Origin of the sequence: Streptomyces sp. SAI-135, assembly GCF_029893805.1 — a bacterium.
GTDB lineage: Bacteria > Actinomycetota > Actinomycetes > Streptomycetales > Streptomycetaceae > Streptomyces.
In genome coordinates, this window is record NZ_JARXYP010000002.1 from 2,314,188 (window position 1) to 2,333,874 (window position 19,687).

General features: G+C 72.4%; 15 protein-coding genes, 1 pseudogene and 1 riboswitch. Of the genes and pseudogenes, 11 read left to right on the forward strand and 5 right to left on the reverse strand.

The features are described 5' to 3' along the window. Positions 1-79: 79 nt before the first annotated feature. Positions 80-301 (reverse strand): helix-turn-helix domain-containing protein, encoded by a 222-nt coding sequence (locus M2163_RS14945; protein ID WP_004002281.1) that lies wholly within the window; start codon positions 299-301, stop codon positions 80-82. Between the two features lie 352 nt (positions 302-653). Next, the gene (locus M2163_RS14950; RefSeq protein ID WP_053849807.1) at positions 654-2,252 is read right to left on the reverse strand and encodes an ABC-F family ATP-binding cassette domain-containing protein; all 1,599 of its coding nucleotides are present in this window, start codon (positions 2,250-2,252) and stop codon (positions 654-656) included. A 264-nt stretch (positions 2,253-2,516) separates the two neighbouring features. Here M2163_RS14950 and M2163_RS14955 point away from each other — a divergent pair, with 264 nt between their 5' ends. Beyond that, positions 2,517-3,407 carry a neutral zinc metallopeptidase gene (locus tag M2163_RS14955; protein ID WP_280852298.1) on the forward strand — a complete coding sequence of 297 codons (891 nt, stop codon included), beginning with the start codon at positions 2,517-2,519 and terminating at the stop codon, positions 3,405-3,407. Between the two features lie 96 nt (positions 3,408-3,503). Beyond that, positions 3,504-3,917, forward strand: coding sequence for a VOC family protein (locus M2163_RS14960; RefSeq protein ID WP_280852297.1), 414 nt, complete (start codon positions 3,504-3,506; stop codon positions 3,915-3,917). Position 3,918: 1 nt separating this feature from the next. Here the strand turns inward: M2163_RS14960 and M2163_RS14965 are convergent, their stop codons facing one another. The 3 genes from M2163_RS14965 to M2163_RS14975 form a co-directional block, all read right to left on the reverse strand. After that, positions 3,919-5,316: a hypothetical protein gene (locus M2163_RS14965; RefSeq protein WP_280894173.1), complete on the reverse strand. Its 1,398-nt coding sequence runs from the start codon at positions 5,314-5,316 to the stop codon at positions 3,919-3,921. A gap of 157 nt (positions 5,317-5,473) precedes the next feature. Next, a complete protein-coding gene (locus M2163_RS14970) occupies positions 5,474-6,667 on the reverse strand; it encodes an alpha/beta hydrolase (RefSeq protein WP_280894174.1) in 1,194 nt (397 codons plus the stop codon). A gap of 496 nt (positions 6,668-7,163) precedes the next feature. Then, positions 7,164-7,871, reverse strand: a complete 708-nt coding sequence (locus tag M2163_RS14975) for a class II aldolase/adducin family protein (RefSeq protein ID WP_280894175.1) — start codon at positions 7,869-7,871, stop codon at positions 7,164-7,166. A 159-nt stretch (positions 7,872-8,030) separates the two neighbouring features. On the opposite strand from M2163_RS14975, the gene M2163_RS14980 reads away from it, so the two are divergent. From M2163_RS14980 to M2163_RS15020, 9 genes and pseudogenes are all read left to right on the forward strand, one after another. Then, positions 8,031-8,759, forward strand: a complete 729-nt coding sequence (locus tag M2163_RS14980; protein WP_280894176.1) for a lysozyme — start codon at positions 8,031-8,033, stop codon at positions 8,757-8,759. A gap of 153 nt (positions 8,760-8,912) precedes the next feature. Beyond that, positions 8,913-10,151: an inorganic phosphate transporter gene (locus M2163_RS14985; RefSeq protein ID WP_280852292.1), complete on the forward strand. Its 1,239-nt coding sequence runs from the start codon at positions 8,913-8,915 to the stop codon at positions 10,149-10,151. A 27-nt stretch (positions 10,152-10,178) separates the two neighbouring features. Beyond that, entirely contained in the window at positions 10,179-10,400 is a 222-nt protein-coding gene (locus M2163_RS14990; RefSeq protein ID WP_053852521.1) for a hypothetical protein, read from the forward strand. A 129-nt stretch (positions 10,401-10,529) separates the two neighbouring features. Further along, a riboswitch (cobalamin riboswitch) is annotated at positions 10,530-10,672 on the forward strand. Between the two features lie 102 nt (positions 10,673-10,774). Next, positions 10,775-11,716 (forward strand): cobalamin biosynthesis protein, encoded by a 942-nt coding sequence (locus M2163_RS14995; protein WP_280894177.1) that lies wholly within the window; start codon positions 10,775-10,777, stop codon positions 11,714-11,716. Continuing rightward, positions 11,713-13,224: a cobyric acid synthase gene (locus tag M2163_RS15000; RefSeq protein WP_280852290.1), complete on the forward strand. Its 1,512-nt coding sequence runs from the start codon at positions 11,713-11,715 to the stop codon at positions 13,222-13,224. The genes M2163_RS14995 and M2163_RS15000 overlap by 4 nt, the downstream gene beginning before the upstream one ends. Continuing rightward, positions 13,221-16,877: a cobaltochelatase subunit CobN gene (gene cobN, locus M2163_RS15005; protein ID WP_280894178.1), complete on the forward strand. Its 3,657-nt coding sequence runs from the start codon at positions 13,221-13,223 to the stop codon at positions 16,875-16,877. The genes M2163_RS15000 and cobN overlap by 4 nt, the downstream gene beginning before the upstream one ends. Continuing rightward, positions 16,874-18,871: a putative cobaltochelatase gene (locus M2163_RS15010; RefSeq protein WP_280852288.1), complete on the forward strand. Its 1,998-nt coding sequence runs from the start codon at positions 16,874-16,876 to the stop codon at positions 18,869-18,871. Before cobN ends, M2163_RS15010 begins: the two co-directional genes overlap by 4 nt. Then, positions 18,871-19,470 carry a cob(I)yrinic acid a,c-diamide adenosyltransferase gene (gene cobO / locus M2163_RS15015; RefSeq protein WP_147996799.1) on the forward strand — a complete coding sequence of 200 codons (600 nt, stop codon included), beginning with the start codon at positions 18,871-18,873 and terminating at the stop codon, positions 19,468-19,470. Before M2163_RS15010 ends, cobO begins: the two co-directional genes overlap by 1 nt. Next, positions 19,470-19,556, forward strand: a pseudogene (locus tag M2163_RS15020) (hypothetical protein); the annotation flags it as partial. The gene cobO and the pseudogene M2163_RS15020, both read left to right, overlap by 1 nt. Positions 19,557-19,687: the final 131 nt, after the last annotated feature.

Sequence of the window (19,687 nt, forward strand, 5' to 3'; positions counted from 1 at the left end):
TAAGTGACTGCACAGTAACCACCCGGTCGGTCGTCCGACCGACCGGGTGGTCACCATCGAAGCCGATGGGCCGCCCGGATCAGGACGATGCGGCCTTCTTGCCCCGCGTCGCTCCGCCACGCCCACGAAGCGTGACGCCCGATTCGCTGAGCATCCGGTGTACGAAGCCATACGAGCGGCCGGTTTCCTCGGCCAGTGCCCGAATGCTCGCACCGGAGTCGTACTTCTTCTTCAGGTCTGCCGCGAGCTTGTCGCGCGCGGCGCCGGTCACCCGGCTGCCCTTCTTCAGAGTCTCGGCCACCCGTGCCTCCTCATGGGAAGTGCGCTCTGGTTCTCTCATGATCACCCCTCCGGGCGTTCATGGCCACCCATTCGGCAAGGTCGGTGAGACATGGTTTTGACGACAGGAGCGAGTCCCCACATACGGAATCTGTGATTCCATCAGGGCGCGTTCGTACCGCCGAACGGGTTCCTTTGTGAAGTGCCAGGTCAGAGACGCGCGACGGCCGAGCCCTTGGCGATAAAGGACTCGGCCGTGAAATCGATGTAGGACACACCTCGGTACGAGGAGATCTCACACAGATGATGGATCACCGGTGGGCCGAATGATCCATACGCCGTTGATCACGCATTCGATCAAGCGGCGGTGACGGTCAGGCGAGGGCGACGAGGTCCGCGTAGTCCGCGCCCCACAGGTCCTCGACGCCGTCGGGCAGCAGGATGATCCGCTCCGGCTGGAGCGCCTCGACGGCGCCCTCGTCGTGGGTGACCAGCACGACCGCGCCCTTGTAGGTGCGCAGCGCGCCGAGGATCTCCTCACGGCTGGCCGGGTCGAGGTTGTTGGTGGGCTCGTCGAGGAGCAGGACGTTCGCCGAGGAGACCACCAGGGTGGCGAGGGCAAGGCGGGTCTTCTCACCGCCGGAGAGGACCCCGGCCGGCTTGTCGACGTCGTCGCCGGAGAACAGGAAGGAGCCGAGCGTCTTGCGCACCTCGACGAGGTCGAGGTCGGGGGCCGCCGAGCGCATGTTCTCCAGGACCGTGCGCTCCGGGTCGAGGGTCTCGTGCTCCTGGGCGTAGTAGCCGAGCTTGAGTCCGTGGCCGGGCACCACCGCGCCGGTGTCCGGCTGCTCGGTCCCGGCGAGCAGGCGCAGCAGGGTCGTCTTGCCCGCGCCGTTGAGGCCCAGGATGACCACCCGGGAGCCCTTGTCGATGGCCAGGTCGACGTCGGTGAAGATCTCCAGCGAGCCGTACGACTTCGACAGGCCCTCCGCCATCAGCGGGGTCTTGCCGCAGGGCGCGGGCTCGGGGAAGCGCAGCTTGGCGACCTTGTCCTGCTGGCGCACCGCCTCCAGGCCGGACAGGAGCTTGTCGGCGCGCCTGGCCATGTTCTGCGCGGCGACGGTCTTGGTGGCCTTGGCGCGCATCTTGTCGGCCTGCGAGTGCAGGGCGGCGGCCTTCTTCTCGGCGTTCTGCCGCTCGCGCTTCCTGCGCTTCTCGTCCGCCTCGCGCTGCTGCTGGTAGAGCTTCCAGCCCATGTTGTAGACGTCGATCTGGGCGCGGTTGGCGTCCAGGTAGAACACCTTGTTGACGACCGTCTCGACCAGGTCGACGTCGTGGGAGATCACGATGAAGCCGCCGCGGTAGGTCTTGAGGTAGTCGCGCAGCCAGACGATCGAGTCGGCGTCGAGGTGGTTCGTCGGCTCGTCGAGGAGCAGGGTGTCGGCGTCCGAGAACAGGATCCGGGCCAGTTCGATACGGCGGCGCTGACCGCCGGAGAGGGTGTGCAGCGGCTGGCCGAGCACCCGGTCCGGGAGGTTCAGCGCGGCGGCGATGGTGGCGGCCTCGGCCTCGGCGGCGTACCCGCCCTTGGTGAGGAACTCCGTCTCCTGGCGCTCGTACTGGCGCAGCGCCTTCTCCCGGGTGGCGCCCTGGCCGTTGGCGATGCGCTGTTCGTTGTCGCGCATCTTCTTCAGCAGGACGTCCAGGCCGCGCGCGGAGAGGATGCGGTCGCGGGCGAGCACGTCGAGGTCGCCGGTGCGGGGGTCCTGGGGGAGGTAGCCGACCTCGCCGGAGCGGGTGATCTGGCCGGCGGCGGGGATGCCCTCACCGGCCAGGCACTTGGTGAGGGTGGTCTTCCCCGCGCCGTTGCGGCCGACCAGGCCGATGCGGTCGCCCTTGGCGACCCGGAAGGTGGCGGACTCGATGAGGACTCGGGCGCCGGCGCGCAGCTCGATACCGGAGGCGGAGATCACGGACAGACTCCAGGGCGGATGTGGGATTGGCGGGTGGGCGGCTGAGGACGTTCCCGCCGTCTAGTGCGCGAGGAGAATGGCCATGGGCCAAGTCTAACGGGGGCGTGCAAGCACTTTTTCTGGGTCCGGGTGTTCGGTGGGTCTCCCTCCGGGTATCCGGTCGGTCCCGTCGCCGTCCCTCGTTCGGACGCGTGCCCGAGGCCGGCGAGGGGCCGCCGGGCGAGGATGCCCTGCGGGGGCCGGTGAGCGCGGAGGACGGTGTCCATGCAGTTCGACGACGACGCCAGTCTGGACACCTCCGAGGTGCAGGACGCGCGTGGTGGTGGCGTCCCGGGCGGGATGGCGACCATCGGCGGTGGCATCGGCGGGCTGATCGTCCTGCTTCTCGGCCTCTTCTTCGGCGTCGGCCCCGACCAGCTCGGGCTCACCGACGGCGGCGGGCAGCCCGCGGCCACGGCGTCCGGCCTCGCCGAGGTCGAGCGGAGCTGCCGCACCGGGCAGGACGCGAACACGCGCGAGGACTGCCGGACGGTGGCGGTCGTCAACAGCGTCCAGGACTACTGGGACCAGGAGTTCGAGCGGCGCGGCGGCACGTACACCCGTTCCCCCACGGTCTTCTTCGCCGAGCGGGTCGGCACCGCGTGCGGGTCGGCGACCTCGGCGGTCGGGCCGTTCTACTGCCCGGGCGACCGGAAAGTCTATCTCGATCTCGGGTTCTTCGACGAGTTGCGCTCGAAGTTCGGGGCGAGCGGCGGGCCGTTCGCGCAGGCGTACGTGCTGGCACACGAGTACGGGCACCATGTGCAGGATCTGACGGGCACGCTGAGCCGGTCGCAGGACGGCCGCACGGGCGCCGACAGCAACGGTGTGCGGGTGGAGCTCCAGGCGGACTGCTACGCCGGGGTGTGGGCCCGCCACGCGACCACGACGAAGGACGAGTCGACGGGCCGGCCGCTCATCACCAGCCTCACCGACGCGGACATCGCCGACGGCCTGGACGCGGCGGCGGCCGTGGGCGACGACCGGATCCAGGAGCGCTTCCAGGGGCGGGTGACCCCGGAGTCGTGGACGCACGGATCCGCCGAGCAGCGGCAGCAGTGGTTCCGGGAGGGGTACCGGAGCGGCGAGATGGAGCGGTGCGACACGTTCCGGTGACGGCCGGGATCCGGTGCGAGGGCGGCTGTCAGTGGTCGCTGCGAGACTGGTCCACGGATCGATGTCCGGCTTTTTGGTCACAAGGGAGTGATCGGCATGACGGGGACCGGCGGTGGACGTCCGAGCATCTGCCCGGCACTGCTGTACGCGGACGCGAAGGCGGCGATCAAGCAGCTCACGGAGGCCTTCGGCTTCACCGAGCTCGCGGTGTACGAGGGCGAGGACGGCCTGGTGGCGCACGCCGAGCTCGTGCAGGGCGACGGCGTGGTGATGCTGGGCTCCAAGGGCACCGGCAGCGCCTACGACAAGCTGATGAAGGACGCGGGCCCGGCCGGGGTGTACGTCGTCGTGGACGACGTCGACGCGCATCACCGCCGCGCCGTGGAGCACGGCGCGGAGATCCTGATGCCCCCGACGGACCAGGACTACGGCTCCCGGGACTACATGGCCCGGGACGCCGAGGGCAATGTGTGGAGCTTCGGGACGTACGCGCCGCAGACCCGTCCCTGACTCAGCCGCCGGTGTGCACCTGGAAGGCGGCGCGGCGGACGGCCTTGGCGAGGGCCGGGTCCGGGTGGGCGGCGGCGAGGGCCACCAGGACCTGCACGGTGCGCGGGTGGCCCACGGCCCGTACCTCGTCGAGCAGTTGGGGGACGGTCGGCTGCAAGGCGGACTCCAGGTGCCGCACCAGCATGGGCGCCTCGCCATGGTCCGCGACGGCGGCAGCCGTGTCGACCCACAGCCAGGTGGCCTCCTCCCGGGTGAGCACCTCGTGGGCGTCCTCCGGGTCGATCCCGTCGTGCTCGGCCAGCCACAGCAGGGCGTACGGCCGCAGGGTGGGGTCGTCGGCCACCGAGCGGACGTCGGGCTCGGCGGGGGCGCCGACCACCCGCAGCGCCTCGAAGGCGAGGCCGCGCAGCAGGGCGTCGTCGCCGCGGGCGGCACCGAGCAGTTCGGTGACGGCACTGCCGACGGGGCGGGCGGCGAGCCAGGCGCGGTACTCGGCGCGAGCGGCGTTGGGGCGGAGCTGGGCACAGCCGCGCAGCATCTCCTCGGCGGCGACCTCGATGTTGCCGGCGGGGCTCTGGGCGGCGACGCAGATCTGCTCCAGCTTGACCCACACCGCCCAGTTCCCGAGCGGGGTGAGGGTGGCCTGGCCGTCGCCGTAGGTCAGCGCGCCGACGGAGGCGAGGGCGCGCAGGGCCCAGTCGAGGAGGGGGGCGAGGGGGGCGTCGGCCGTCTCGGGCACCTCCACGGGCTCCGGCTGCGGGCCGTAGGGGATCTCGCAGCGCTCGGTGCGCAGTTCGGTGACGCGCTGCTCCAGGAGGTCCAGGAGCTGTTCGACGGGGACGGGCCCGGCGGACAGCTGGAGGAAGGACAGCACCTGCGGCATGGCCGAGACGACCTCGGCGACGGCGGCGGGCTCGCGGTCGGCGGGTTCCGGGTAGGCGAGCGACCAGGCGTCGAACAGGGCGACCCAGCCGCGCAGTACGGCGCTGTCGTCGCGGTCCCAGGCGCGCAGCCGCCAGCCCGGGCGGGCGTTGCCGCCGTGCACCTCGACCAGGCCGGCGAGGCGGGCGGTGTCCCAGTCGGCGCGGACCTGAGCCGGGGTCAGGCCGAGGTCCCCGGCCGCGCGGGCGGCGGTCTCGTCGGAGAGGGTGCCGAGGCCGTCGGAACCCGCGCCGTCCCTGCCGGGGCCCAGGGCGCCGTCGGCCCAGTGCGCGACACGGGCCGCGTCGGCAAGGCCCCTGCGCGCCATTCTGGCCAGTTCCGCGGGGGCCGGTGTGCCCTCCGGGGGGCGGGGCGCGGGGCGGCGTGGGCGCCGTTGGTTCACAGCTGTGGGGGCGGCGGCCAGGGGTCGCGGGCGGACGAGTCGAAGCCTGGAGTCGCGCGGGATACGGGACGTCACGGGTGCAGTCTTCCGGTTGACGGTCCGAAAACCCAAACGGAATGTCACCGCGGGCGCCGGGCGGAGCCGGCGCAGGGGTCGAACCGAAGGGCATACGCCGAGATCAGGCCACTGGTACGGACTTAAACGGAAGCTGCACGGCCGGGGGCGCGGGAGATCACATCAGGGGGGTGAGGAAACGGCGCAGAGCCTCCTCGTAGGCGCTCGGGTCGGCGTTCCACATCGCCGCGTGGGGCGCCTGGCGGACCGTGTGGAGGGCGATCCGGTCGGGGTGGGCGCCGGCGAGACGCCGGGAGAGGTCCCAGGGGGCGAGCGTGTCGTCCGGACCGTGGATGAGCAGGGTCGGCGGCGGGGGGCCGTCGGGGCCCCTGTCGTCGGGGCGGTCCGCGTGGTCGGCGTAGGGGACGGTGCGGTCATAGGGGACGGTGCGGTCGGCGTACAGACCGGAGTGGTCGCTGGGCAGGCCGGTGCGGCCCTGGGCGGCGCGCACCGCGAGCGGGAGGAGGACGCCGGGGGTGTGGCGGGCCGCGGCGAGGGCACGCAGGGTCAGTTCCCAGCTGAGCACCGGGGAGTCCAGGACGAGCCCCCTGACCCGGTTGCGCAGACCCGAGTGGGCGGCGGCGCGCAGGGCCATGGTGGCGCCGGTGGACCAGCCGTGCAGCACGAGTTGGCGGGCGCCGTGGCTGACGGCGTAGCGCATGGCGGCGTCCAGGTCGCGCCACTCGGTCTCGCCGAAGTGGTTCAGGCCGTCCGCCGGGCGGGGGGCGCCGGCGTCGCCGCGGTGGGTGACGGCGAGGACGGGGAAGCGGTGGCGGTGCAGGAACTCCAGGACGTTGAGGGTGTGTTCGCGGGTCGTGCCGAGGCCGTGGACCGCGATGACCCAGGTCTCCCGCACGCCGGGGACGAACCATGCGGGCAGGGCGCCGAGTTCGCCCGGGATGTCGACGTCGGTGTGGTCGAGGCCGAGGGCCGACTTCGGGTCGCCGACGTACGTGTTCGGGGTGAGCCACACCTTGTCGCCGGGGGCCAGGGTGCCGTGGGTGACCCGCTCCAGGCGGCGGACGACGGTGTCGGCGGAGTGCGGTTCCGCGGTGAGGACGGGCCCGACGACGGCGTGGGTGGTGTCTCCGGCGAGGCCGTAGGTGCCGGGGCGCAGGGCGGCGAGGTCGCGGGTCAGGGTGATGCGGCCGGCGGCGGTGGAGTGGACGGTGAGCCGGGGTTCGCCGGGCAGCGGGCCGCCCGGGTGTGGCTTCAGTCCGGCGTCGCTGGCGATCCTCCCGGCGACGATTCCGGCTGCGCCGGCGGCCAGGGCTGCGGTGACGGCGGCGGCCGTCGCTTTGACAGTGCGCACGTTTTTAGTGTCGCGGGGGATGGGGGTTGGGGCCAGTGGACGGGGCGGGGTGCGGCTTGGTGGGGCGGGGTGCGGCTTGGTGGGGGCGGGCGTTTTGCGCAGTTCCCCGCGCCCCTGAGATGCCTGCGGCGGCCCGTTGCGGTCTCTGGGGGCTCGTGTAGCGCATGCGGTCCGGTGGGTGGGTCGGTGCCGGGGTGGGGGGTATCCGTCCTCGGTCCGGCGGCTCGGCCCCTTCAACTGTCCTCGGCAACGGACGCCGGCCGCTGCGGGCGGACACCCCCCACCCCGTCCCCTGCCCGCCGTACGCGACTGACGGCCCATCGTGGCGCGCCGTCACGGCGCGGCGAGGTGGCAAACGGTCCGTCGTGGCTTGGGTGACTGCAACTCCTCAGGGGCGCGGGGAACTGCGCGACCAGCCACGACGGACCCGCAGTCGCTCGACAACCCGAGCCGGCACCCCCCTAGGCACCCGCCCAACCACCGAACCCGGCACCCCCTAGGCCCGCTGCCCGTACCCCCGCAACCGTTCCGTCACCTCTGCCAGCTGGGTCTCCGTCAGCAGCGTGGGGGTCAGGTTCGGGACCGCTCGGGCCGTGAGCCACAGGTGGCACATCCACTCCAGCTGGGCCGTGCGGTCGTAGGCCTGGGCGAGGGTGTCGCCGTAGGTGATCGTGCCGTGGTTCTGGAGGAGGCAGGCGGAGCGGCCGGCGAGGGCGTGGAGCATGTTCTCGGCCAACTCGTCGGTGCCGTAGGTGGCGTAGGGGGCGACCCGGACGGGGCCGCCGAGGGCGCTGGTCATGTAGTGGATCGCCGGGAGTTCGGGAACGAGCGTGGAGACGGCCGTGGCGTGCACCGCGTGGGTGTGGACGACGGCGCGGGCGTCGGTGCTGCCGTAGACCGCCAGGTGCATGGGAAGTTCGCTCGTCGGCACGAGGGTGCCCAGCACCTGGCGGCCCCGCAGGTCGACCCCCGTCACGTCGTCCGGCGTGAGGCGGTCGTAGGGGACGCCCGAGGGGGTGACCAGGACCGTGTCCCCGACCCGTACCGAGACGTTGCCGGAGGTGCCGACGACCAGTCCCTCGGTGACCGTCCGGCGGGCCGTGTCGACCAACTCGGCCCACGCGTCGGCCTCCTCGGCCCGCGCCTTCCTCGTGCCGCCGCCGGCACCCCGTACCTCTTGTGGTTCCTGCCGCTGCTCAGCCATGCCGCGATCCTGCCAGCCGGGGCGCCGGGCCGTCGCGGGACGGGACTTCGCCCCTCTTGTGCTGCTTGGCCGGAGATCGCCCGCAATTCGGTGATCTTCCAGTAGCCTCTGGGCTTTCTTCTGCACGACGTCATCACCGACGCCATTCCGGGGGGACACATGGCGCACCGGACCCGCATCCTGGCTCTGTCCGCGGTCCTGCTCGCCGTGGGGGGTGTGGCGCTCGCCGGGACGCCGGGCTCGGCGGGGAGCCTGCCCAGGGGGCACGACGTCTCCTCGCACCAGAAGGATGTCGACTGGCAGCGCGCCAGGGCCAAGGGCGCCAGGTTCGTCTACGTCAAGGCGACCGAGTCGACCGACTACCGCAATCCGCACTTCGGGCAGCAGTACGGCGGGGCGCGTGAGGCGGGCATCATCCGCGGGGCGTACCACTTCGCGCTGCCGGACAGGTCGTCCGGGAGGGCGCAGGCGGCGTACTTCGTACGCAACGGCGGCGCCTGGTCGGCGGACGGCTGGACACTGCCGCCCGCGCTCGACATCGAGTACAACCCGTACGACAGGCGGCACAAGTGCTACGGCATGGGCCGGGCGCGGATGGTCGGCTGGATCGCGTCGTTCAGCGACGAGGTCAAGCGGCTCACGGGCCGCCGCCCGGTGATCTACACGACCGCCCACTGGTGGAACGCCTGCACGGGCGGCAGCGGCGCCTTCGCCTCCGAGCACGCGCTGTGGGTGGCCCGCTACGACTCCGCGGGCACGGGAGCGCTGCCCGGCGGGTGGTCGTCCTGGACCATCTGGCAGTACGACAACAGCGGCAGCCTGCCGGGTGACCAGAATCTCTTCAACGGGTCGGCGCGGCAGCTGAAGAGGTTCGCCGCCGGGTCGTAGCCGTGGGGCGCACGGGTCGTACGGGGACCGCGGGGTTCGGCAAAGCCATAGCCGGAGACTCCGGTCACCGTGCGGCCCGACTCAGTTCACCTTCCGTTCATCCAGGTTACTTACCTTCAACCTGCCAATGACCTCGAACGATTGCCTGGGTAAATGGAAAACTTCTCGCTGATCCTCGCGATTGTGGTGGTAACCGCACTCGCGTTCGATTTCACGAACGGTTTTCACGACACCGCCAACGCGATGGCCACCACCATCTCGACCGGTGCGCTCAAGCCCAAGGTCGCGGTGGCGATGTCCGCCGTGCTGAACCTTGTGGGCGCCTTCCTCTCCGTGGAGGTCGCCAACACGATCTCCAAGGGTCTCGTCGACGAGACCGGCATCCGTCCCGAGGTCATCTTCGCCGCCCTGGTCGGTGCGATCCTCTGGAACCTCCTGACCTGGCTGGTGGGGCTGCCCTCCAGTTCCTCGCACGCCCTCATGGGCGGTCTGATCGGCGCCACCATCGCCTCGGCCGGCTTCGGCGCGGTCCACGGCGACGCGCTCGTCACCAAGGTCCTGATCCCGGCGATCGCGGCGCCGATCGTCGCGGGCATCGCCGCGATGCTGGCCACCCGGCTCTCCTACTCGCTGGGGAAGAAGGCCGACGGCAAGGCCGCCGCGAAGGGCTACCGCACCGGGCAGATCGCCTCGGCCGGTCTCGTCTCGCTGGCTCACGGCACCAACGACGCGCAGAAGACGATGGGCATCATCACCCTCGCCCTGGTCGCCGGCGGCGCCGTCGCGCCCGACTCGGACCCGCCCACCTGGGTCATCCTCTCCGCGGGGCTGGCCATCGCGCTCGGCACCTACCTCGGCGGCTGGCGCATCATCCGCACCATGGGCAAGGGCCTGACCGACCTCCAGCCGCAGCAGGGCTTCGCCGCCCAGACCAGCGCGGCCACGGTCATCCTGGCCTCCTCCCACCTCGGTTTCTCCCTCTCCACCACGCACTCCGTCTCCGGTTCGGTGATGGGCGCGGGCCTCGGCCGCAAGGGCGGGGTCGTGCGGTGGTCCACGGCCACCCGGATGTTCGTGGCCTGGGGGCTGACGCTCCCGGCGGCGGCCCTGGTCGGCGCGCTGGCCGAGTCGGTCACCGACCTCGGTGACTGGGGTACGGCGGTCGTGGCGGTCTTCCTCGTCGCCTCCAGCGCGGCGATCTGGAAGATCTCGCGGCGCGAGGTCGTGGACGCGTCGAACGTCAACGAGACCGACGAGCCGGCCGGTGTGGTGACCCAGGCGATCGCCGCCGTGACCCCGCCGCCCGCGGGCACCGTGACCGAGGACCTCACCGCCACGATCCCGGCCCCGCCCGTCACGACGGAACCGGCCTCGCCGCCGGCCGCCGTCTGAGCCCCGCAGTCCTAAGGAAGCCTCACCATGCAGATCGACTGGGAAGCACTCGGCTCCGTCTTCGGCGTCAGCCTCGTCGTCACCGTGGGCCTGGTGGCCCTGTTCACCCTCGGCATCATGGGTCTGTCCCGCCAGGAGCGGGCCACGGCCCAGGGCGGGTCGGCCGCGCTCGCGGTCACCGGCGCCTACGCCTGCTTCGCGGCGTGCGCGGCGGCGGTGGCGTACGGGATCTATCTGATCGTGGCCTGACGGCACTCCCGTCACTCGACGGCCGGGCGGGCACGGAACTCACGGTTCCGTGCCCGCCCGGCCGTCTTGTGCGACCGGCGGTGTGGGGTTCTGCACACTCCCCCGCCGCAGGTCAACAGCAAGTTGACGGGTCTCGAAGGCCCGTGGTGGACTGCCGGAGCCATATACGGCGGCAGGAGAGGAAGCCGGTGCGAATCCGGCGCGGTCCCGCCACTGTCACCGGGGTAGACACCCCCGGGAGCCAGGAACTCTCACCGCCGGACTCGTCGAACCAGGGCGTGGACACCCTGAGTGAGGACATGACGCGATGCTCGCCTGCCGATCGACCAGTAGTACCACCAGGCATCTGAACGACCCCGCGATCGGCTGACCCGATGCGTGCCGATCGCGTTTTCGCGTACGGCGCCGCCGCCGGTCTGATCGGTGACCTCCTGCTCGGTGACCCGCGCCGCGGGCACCCGGTCGCCGCGTTCGGGCGGGCCGCCGGGGCCGTGGAGCGGGTGCTGTGGCGGGACCACCGGGGGTGGGGCGCGCTGCACACCGCCGTGTGCGTGGGGACCGCGGTGGCGCTCGGCGCCGCCGCGGAGCATGTCGTACGTCCCTCCCGTACCGCCTCCGTCGCCCTCACCGGCGCCGCCACCTGGGCCGTGGTGGGCGGGACTTCGCTGGTGCGCGAGGCCCGGTCCATCGGACGGGCGCTGGAGGCCGGGGACGTCGAGGCGGCCCGGGCCCGGCTGCCCCATCTGTGCGGGCGCGACCCGCAGGCCCTGGACGCCGACGGGATCGCCCGCGCGGTCGTGGAGTCCGTCGCCGAGAACACCTCCGACGCCGTCGTGGGTGCCCTGGTGTGGGGTGCCGTCGGCGGGGTGCCGGGGCTGCTGGGATTCCGGGCCGTGAACACGCTGGACGCCATGGTGGGCCACAAGTCGTTCCGGTACCGGCGTTTCGGGTGGGCGTCGGCCCGGCTGGACGACCTCGCCGGGTGGCCGGGGGCGCGGCTGACCGCCGTACTCGCCACCCTCGCCGGAGACGATCCCCGGGGTGCCGTGCGGGCCTGGCGCGAGGACGCCCACCGGCATCCGAGTCCCAACGCCGGGCCCGTGGAAGCCTCGTTCGCGGGGGCACTGGGGGTGCGGCTCGGGGGGACCCTGTCGTACGCCGGGCGGGTCGAGCACCGGCCGGTGCTGCACCGGGGAGGGCGGGCCGTCGCCCCGTACGACATCGAGCGCGCCGCACGGCTGTCGCGGCGCGTCGGACTGCTCGCGCTCGGCGCCGGTGTCGCCGCGCGGGCCTTGCTGAAGGGGCGCAGCGCATGAGTGGCGGAGGGCTTCTCGTCGCCGGTACCACCTCCGACGCCGGCAAGAGCGTCGTCACGGCCGGGATCTGCCGGTGGCTGGTGCGGCAGGGGGTGAAGGTCGCGCCGTTCAAGGCGCAGAACATGTCGCTCAACTCGTTCGTCACGCGCGAGGGCGCCGAGATCGGGCGGGCCCAGGCCATGCAGGCGCAGGCCTGCCGGATCGAGCCGACCGCGCTGATGAATCCCGTGCTGCTCAAGCCCGGTGGCGAACAGAGCAGTCAGGTCGTGCTGCTCGGGAAGCCGGTCGGTGAGCTGAGCGCCCGCGGATACCACGGGGGGCGGCAGCAGCAGCTCCTGGGGACCGTGCTCGACTGTCTCGCCGAGTTGCGGGGCACGTATGACGCGGTGATCTGTGAGGGGGCCGGGAGCCCGGCCGAGATCAACCTCCGGCGGACCGACATCGTCAACATGGGGATCGCCCGCAACGCCGGGCTGCCCGTGCTGGTCGTGGGGGACATCGACCGCGGGGGCGTCTTCGCCTCCTTCTTCGGCACCGTCGCGCTGCTCTCGGAGCAGGACCAGAAGCTGGTCGCCGGGTTCCTCGTCAACAAGTTCCGGGGGGACGTCTCGCTGCTGGAGCCGGGCCTTGACATGCTCCACGGGCTGACCGGACGGCACACCTACGGCGTCCTGCCCTTCCGGCACGGCCTCGGCATCGACGAGGAGGACGGACTTCGGGTCTCGCTGCGCGGGACGGTCCGGGAGTCCACGGTGAGCCCGCCGGTGGGCGAGGACGTGCTGCGGGTCGCCGTCTGCGCGATCCCGCTGATGTCCAACTTCACGGACGTCGACGCCCTGGCCGCCGAACCGGGTGTCGTGGTGCGGTTCGTCGACCGGCCCGAGGAACTGGCCGACGCCGACCTCGTCGTCATTCCGGGGACCCGCGGGACCGTCCGCGCCCTGGAGTGGCTGCACGAACGGGGGCTCGCCGACGCCCTGAGGCGCCGGGTCGCCGAGGGGCGGCCCGTCCTCGGCATCTGCGGCGGCTTCCAGATCCTCGGCGAGCACATCGAGGACGAGGTCGAATCGCGCGTCGGCGCGGTCGACGGCCTCGGCGTGCTGCCCGTGCGGGTGCGCTTCGCGCGGGAGAAGACCCTCACCCGGCCGGTGGGGGAAGCTCTCGGCGAGCGGGTCGAGGGCTACGAGATCCATCACGGGGTCGCCGAGGTCGGCGGCGGTGTGCCCTTCCTGGACGGCTGTCGCGTCGGCCAGACCTGGGGCACGCACTGGCACGGCTCGCTGGAGTCGGACGGCTTCCGGCGGGCCTTCCTGCGGGAGGTGGCGGCCGCCGCGGGCCGCCGGTTCGTACCGGCCCCCGACACCTCGTTCGCCGGGCTGCGCGAGGAGCAGCTCGACCGGCTCGGCGACCTGATCGAACAGCACGCGGACACGGACGCGCTGTGGCGGCTCATCGAGTCCGGCGCGCCGCAAGGACTGCCTTTCATTCCACCGGGAGCGCCCGCATGAGCACAGTGTTGTTGTTGTCGACCGCCGACACGGACCTGTTGGCGGCCCGGGCCGCCACGGGTGCCTCCTACCGGATCGGCAACCCGACCCGCGTGGATGTCGAGGGCGAGCTGCCCGCGCTCCTCGACGGGGCGGACATCGCCGTCGTCCGGCTGCTGGGCGGCAAGCGGGCCTGGGAGGACGGGCTGGCCGCGCTGAAGGCGTCCGGGATCCCGACCGTGCTGCTGGGCGGGGAGTCGGTACCGGACGCCGAGTTGATGGCCGAGTCGTCGGTGCCGGCCGGTGTCGTGGCGGAGGCGCTGCGGTATCTCGTCGAGGGCGGGCCCGGGAACCTCACCGAACTCGCGCGGTTCCTCTCCGACACCGTGCTGCTGACGGGTGAGGGGTTCGTCGAGCCGCAGAAGATGCCCGAGTGGGGCATCCACGGCGACCGTCCGATCGACGCGGACCGTCCGACCGTCGGGGTGCTCTTCTACCGGGCTCATGAACTCAGCGGCAACACCGCCTTCGTGGACACCTTGTGCGATGCGATCGAGGCGGCGGGCGCCAACGCCCTTCCCGTGTTCTGCAGTTCGCTGCGGGGGGCGGACCTCGATCTCTTCATGGTCCTCGACTCGGCCGACGCTCTGGTGACCACCGTCCTCGCCGCCGGCGGCACCCACGCCTCGCAGGCCTCGGCGGGCGGGGACGAGGAGGCCTGGGACATCGGGGCGCTGGCCGACCTCGACGTGCCCGTGCTGCAAGGGCTCTGCCTGACGACGTCCAGGGCGGCCTGGGACGAGTCCGACGCGGCCCTGTCCCCCATGGACGCGGCCATGCAGGTCGCGATCCCGGAGTTCGACGGGCGCCTGATCACCGTGCCGTTCTCCTTCAAGGAGCAGGGCCCCGACGACGTCCCGGTGTACGTGGCCGACCCGGAGCGGGCCGCGCGGGTGGCCGGGATCGCCGTGCGGCACGCCAAGTTGCGGCACAAGCCGAACGCCGAGAAGAAGCTCGCGCTGGTCTTCACCGCCTATCCGACCAAGCACTCCCGGGTGGGCAACGCGGTCGGACTCGACACGCCCGCCTCGGCGGTACGGGTGCTGGACGCGCTCCGGGACGCCGGGTACGTCGTGGAGGGGTACCCCGACAACGGGGACGAGCTCATCCACCGGCTCATCGAGGCCGGCGGCCACGACGTCGAGTGGCTCACGGAGGACCAGTTGGCCGCGGCGCCCGCGCGGGTGCCGCTCGCCGACTACCGGGTGTGGTTCGACCGGCTGGACCCGTCGTTGCGGGAGGCGATGCTGGAGGCGTGGGGGGAGCCGCCCGGTTCGCTGTACGTCGACGGGGACGACATCGTGCTGGCCTCCCTCCAGTTCGGGAACGTCGTCGTGATGATCCAGCCGCCGCGCGGCTTCGGGGAGAACCCGATCGCGATCTACCACGACCCGGACATGCCGCCGTCGCACCACTACATGGCGGCCTACCGGTGGCTGGAGAACAGCTTCGGCGCCGACGCGGTCGTCCACATGGGCAAGCACGGCACGATGGAGTGGCTGCCGGGCAAGGGGCTGGGGCTCAGCGGGAGTTGCGCGCCGGACGCGGTGCTCGGTGAACTCCCCCTGATCTACCCGTTCATCGTCAACGACCCCGGCGAGGGCACCCAGGCCAAGCGGCGCGGGCACGCCACCGTCGTCGACCACCTGGTGCCGCCGATGGCACGGGCCGACACCTACGGGGACCTGGCCAAGCTGGAGCAGCTGCTCGACGAGTACGCGCTCGTCTCCGACCTCGACCCGACCAAGGCCCCGGCCGTGCGCGCCCAGATCTGGACGCTGGTCAAGGCGGCCGAGCTCCACCACGATCTGCATGTCGACGAGCAGCCGGACGACGAGGCGTTCGACGAGTTCGTCATGCACATTGACGGCTATCTGTGCGAGATCAAGGACGTGCAGATCCGGGACGGGCTGCACGTCCTCGGTGGCGGGCCGGTCGACGAGGCCCGGGTCAACCTGGTGCTGGCCGTGCTGCGCGCCTCGCAGGTGTGGGGCGGGCAGGCGAACGCGCTGCCGGGGCTGAGGGCTTCGTTCGCGGCCCACTTCGGGCTCAGTGAGAAGGAGTTGCTCGCCGAGCCGGGCGCCCCGGTGAAGGTGCCGGTCGAACTGTCGGATCTCGTCGAGGGTCCCTCCCGTACCGCCGCCGACGCGATCGACCTGCTGGAGCAGCTGTGCCGGCGGGCCGCGGAGGGGATGGAGGCGCGGGACTGGGACGCCTCGCTCGTCCCGGCCGTCCTGCGGGGGGTGCTCGGCGTCGAACTTCCCGACTGCGTCGCCGTGTTGCGGTTCGCCTGCGAGGAGGTCGTCCCGCGTCTGGCCCGTACCACCGACGAGATCGGCCACATCCTCAAGGCCCTGGACGGCGGTTACGTCCCGGCGGGCCCCTCGGGGTCCCCGACCCGCGGCCTGGTCAACGTCCTGCCGACCGGCCGGAACTTCTACTCCGTCGACCCCAAGGCCATTCCCTCCAGGCTGAGTTGGGAGGTCGGTCAGTCGCTCGCCGACTCGCTGGTGCAGCGGTACCTGGCCGACACCGGTGAGTACCCGAAGTCCGTGGGCCTGACGGTGTGGGGCACGTCCGCGATGCGCACGCAGGGCGACGACATCGCCGAGATCCTGGCACTGCTGGGCTGCCGGCCGGTGTGGGACGAGGCCTCGCGGCGGGTCACCGGCTTCGAGGTGATCGGCCTGGAGGAACTCGGGCGGCCACGCATCGACGTCACCGTCCGGATCTCCGGGTTCTTCCGGGACGCGTTCCCGCACGTCGTCGGACTGATCGACGACGCCGTCCGCACGGTGGCGGAGCTGGACGAGCCGGCCGACCGCAACTTCGTGAAGGCGCACGCCGACGAGGACACCGTCGAGCACGGTGACCGGCGGCGCGCGACCGCCCGCATCTTCGGGTCCAAGCCGGGGGCCTACGGCGCCGGGCTGCTGCCGCTGATCGACGCCCGCAACTGGCGCTCGGACGCCGACCTCGCCGAGGTGTACGCGGTGTGGGGCGGCTACGCCTACGGGCGCGGCCTCGACGGGCGGGCGGCGCGCGGGGACATGGAGACCGCGTTCAAGCGGATCAACGTGGCCGCGAAGAACGTCGACACCCGCGAGCACGACCTGGTCGACGCCGACGACTACTTCCAGTACCACGGCGGCATGGTCGCCATGGTGCGTCACCTCACCGGCGCCAACCCCGAGGCGTACGTGGGCGATTCGGCCACGCCCGACCAGGTGAAGACGCGGACGCTCGGCGAGGAGACCCACCGGGTCTTCCGGGCCCGGGTGGTCAACCCGCGCTGGATGGCGGCCATGCGCCGGCACGGCTACAAGGGCGCCTTCGAGATGGCGGCGACCGTCGACTACCTCTTCGGCTACGACGCCACGGCCGGGGTGGTCGACGACTGGATGTACGAGAAGCTCAGCGCGGAGTACGTCTTCGACGCGGAGAACCGGGACTTCATGAAGAAGTCCAACCCCTGGGCGCTGCGGGGCATCACGGAACGGCTCCTGGAGGCCGCCGACCGCGGGCTGTGGGCCGAGCCGGACGCGGACACGCTGGAGCGGCTGCGGGCCACGTACCTGGAGCTCGAGGGCGACTTGGAGGGTGACGAGAAGTGAGTACCCCGTTTCCGTTCACGGCCGTCGTAGGCCAGGACGACCTGCGGCTCGCGCTGCTGCTGAACGCCGTCTCACCGGCGGTCGGCGGAGTGCTGGTGCGCGGTGAGAAGGGCACCGCCAAGTCGACGGCGGTCCGTGCCCTGTCGGCGCTGCTGCCCGAGGTCGCCGTCGTCCCCGGCTGCCGGTTCTCCTGCGACCCGTCCGCCCCCGACCCCTCGTGCCCGGACGGCCCCCACGAACCGGGGCCGGGCACCTCGCGGGCGTCCCGCATGGTCGAACTCCCCGTCGGCGCCTCCGAGGACCGGCTCGTCGGCGCCCTCGACATCGAGCGGGCGCTCGCGGAGGGCGTGAAGGCCTTCGAGCCGGGCCTCCTCGCCGACGCGCACCGCGGGATCCTCTACGTCGACGAGGTCAACCTCCTCCACGACCACCTCGTCGACCTGCTCCTCGACGCGGCCGCCATGGGGGCGTCGTACGTCGAGCGCGAGGGCGTCTCCGTGCGGCACGCCTCGAAGTTCCTGCTGGTCGGCACCATGAACCCCGAAGAGGGCGAGCTGCGGCCGCAGTTGCTCGACCGGTTCGGGCTGACCGTCGAGGTCGCGGCCTCGCGGGAGCCGGACCAGCGGGTGGAGGTCGTCCGGCGCAGGCTCGCGTACGACGACGACCCGGCGGGATTCGCGGCGCGCTGGTCGGACGAGGAGGCCGCCGTACGGCAACGGATCGTCGCCGCACGGGAGTTGCTGCCGTCGGTGCGGCTGGGTGACGGGGCGCTGCGGCAGATCGCGGCGACCTGTGCCGCGTTCGAGGTGGACGGCATGCGGGCCGACATCGTGATGGCGCGTACGGCGACCGCGCTGGCCGCGTGGGCCGGACGGACCGATGTGCTCGCGGAGGACGTGCGGCAGGCCGCGCTGCTCGCGCTGCCGCACCGCAGGCGCCGCAACCCCTTCGACGCGCCCGGGCTCGACGAGGACAAGCTCGACGAGACGCTGGAGGAGTTCAGCGGCTCCGACGACGATGACCAGCCGGATCCGGACGGGCCCGGCGGAGGTGGCGGGCAGCCGCCGTCGTCGGACGGGCCGCAGTCCGACGGTGGCGGGTCCGGCGCTCAGCCGGAGGCCGGTGAGGACGGCGAGCCGCAGGCGTCCGGGTCCGGTGCCGGGGAGCAGGCCGCCGCACGGGCCTCCGAGCCCTTCCGCACGAAGGTGCTGAGCGTTCCCGGACTCGGGGACGGCGTCGCCGGGCGCCGGTCGCGGGCGCGGACCGAGCACGGGCGGACGACCGGGGCGCGGCGGCCCCGAGGAGCGCTCACCAAGCTGCACCTGGCGGCCACCGTGCAGGCGGCCGCCCCGCACCAGCGGGCCCGTGGCCGCTCGGGGCGCGGTCTCGTGGTCCGGCGTGACGATCTGCGGCAGGCGACGCGCGAGGGGCGCGAGGGCAACCTCGTGCTGTTCGTCGTCGACGCCTCGGGGTCGATGGCGGCGCGGCAGCGGATGAGCGCGGTCAAGGGGGCCGTGCTCTCCCTGCTCCTCGACGCGTACCAGCGGCGGGACAAGGTGGGTCTCGTGACGTTCCGGGGGTCGGCGGCGGAGGTCGCGCTGCCGCCGACGTCGTCGGTGGACGCGGCGGCGGCCCGGCTGGAGACACTGCCGACGGGGGGCCGTACCCCGCTCGCGGCCGGGCTGCTGCGGGCGCACGAGGTGCTGCGGGTGGAGCGGCTGCGGGATCCGGCGCGGCGGGCGCTGGTCGTGCTGGTGACGGACGGCAGGGCCACCGGTGGGCCCGAGCCGGTCGCGCTCGCGGGGCGCGCGGCCCGGCTGTTCGCCGCGGAGGGCGTCGCCTCGGTGGTCGTGGACTGCGAGTCCGGGCCGGTACGGCTGGGGCTCGCCGGGCAGCTCGCCGGCGAACTGGGCGGGACCGCGGTGACGCTGGACGAGTTGCGGGCCGACTCGATCGCCGGACTGGTGAAGGACGTACAGAGGAGGGCCGCGTAATGCCGCAGGGACAGCCGAGTGTGGTGCCGGACGACGGACTGACGACGCGGCAGCGGCGGAACCGGCCGCTGGTCGTCGTGCACACCGGGATCGGCAAGGGCAAGTCCACCGCCGCCTTCGGGCTCGCGCTGCGGGCCTGGAACCAGGGGTGGCCCATCGGGGTGTTCCAGTTCGTCAAGTCGGCGAAGTGGAAGGTCGGCGAGGAGAACGCGCTGCGGGTGCTCGGGGCGTCCGGGGAGGGCGGGTCCGTCGACTGGCACAAGATGGGCGAGGGCTGGTCCTGGGTCCAGCGTGATGCCCAGATGGACAACGAGGAGAAGGCCCGGGAGGGCTGGGAGCAGGTCAAGCGGGACCTCGCCGCCGAGACGTACAAGCTGTACGTGCTCGACGAGTTCGCCTACCCGATGCACTGGGGGTGGGTGGACACGGACGAGGTCGTGGACGTGCTGCGGAACCGGCCGGGTACGCAGCATGTCGTGATCACCGGGCGGAACGCGCCCGAGAAGCTCGTCGACTTCGCCGATCTCGTCACCGACATGTCCAAGGTCAAGCACCCGATGGACGCGGGGCAGAAGGGGCAGCGGGGTATCGAGTGGTGATGTCCTCCTCCGTTTCCGTCCCTCGGCTGGTCATCGCCGCGCCGTCCTCCGGCAGCGGCAAGACCACCGTCGCCACGGGTCTGATGGCCGCGTTCGCCGCGCGGGGGCTCGCCGTGTCCCCGCACAAGGTGGGGCCGGACTACATCGATCCCGGGTACCACGCGCTCGCGAGCGGGCGGGTGGGGCGGAATCTCGACGCGTACCTGTGCGGTCCTGA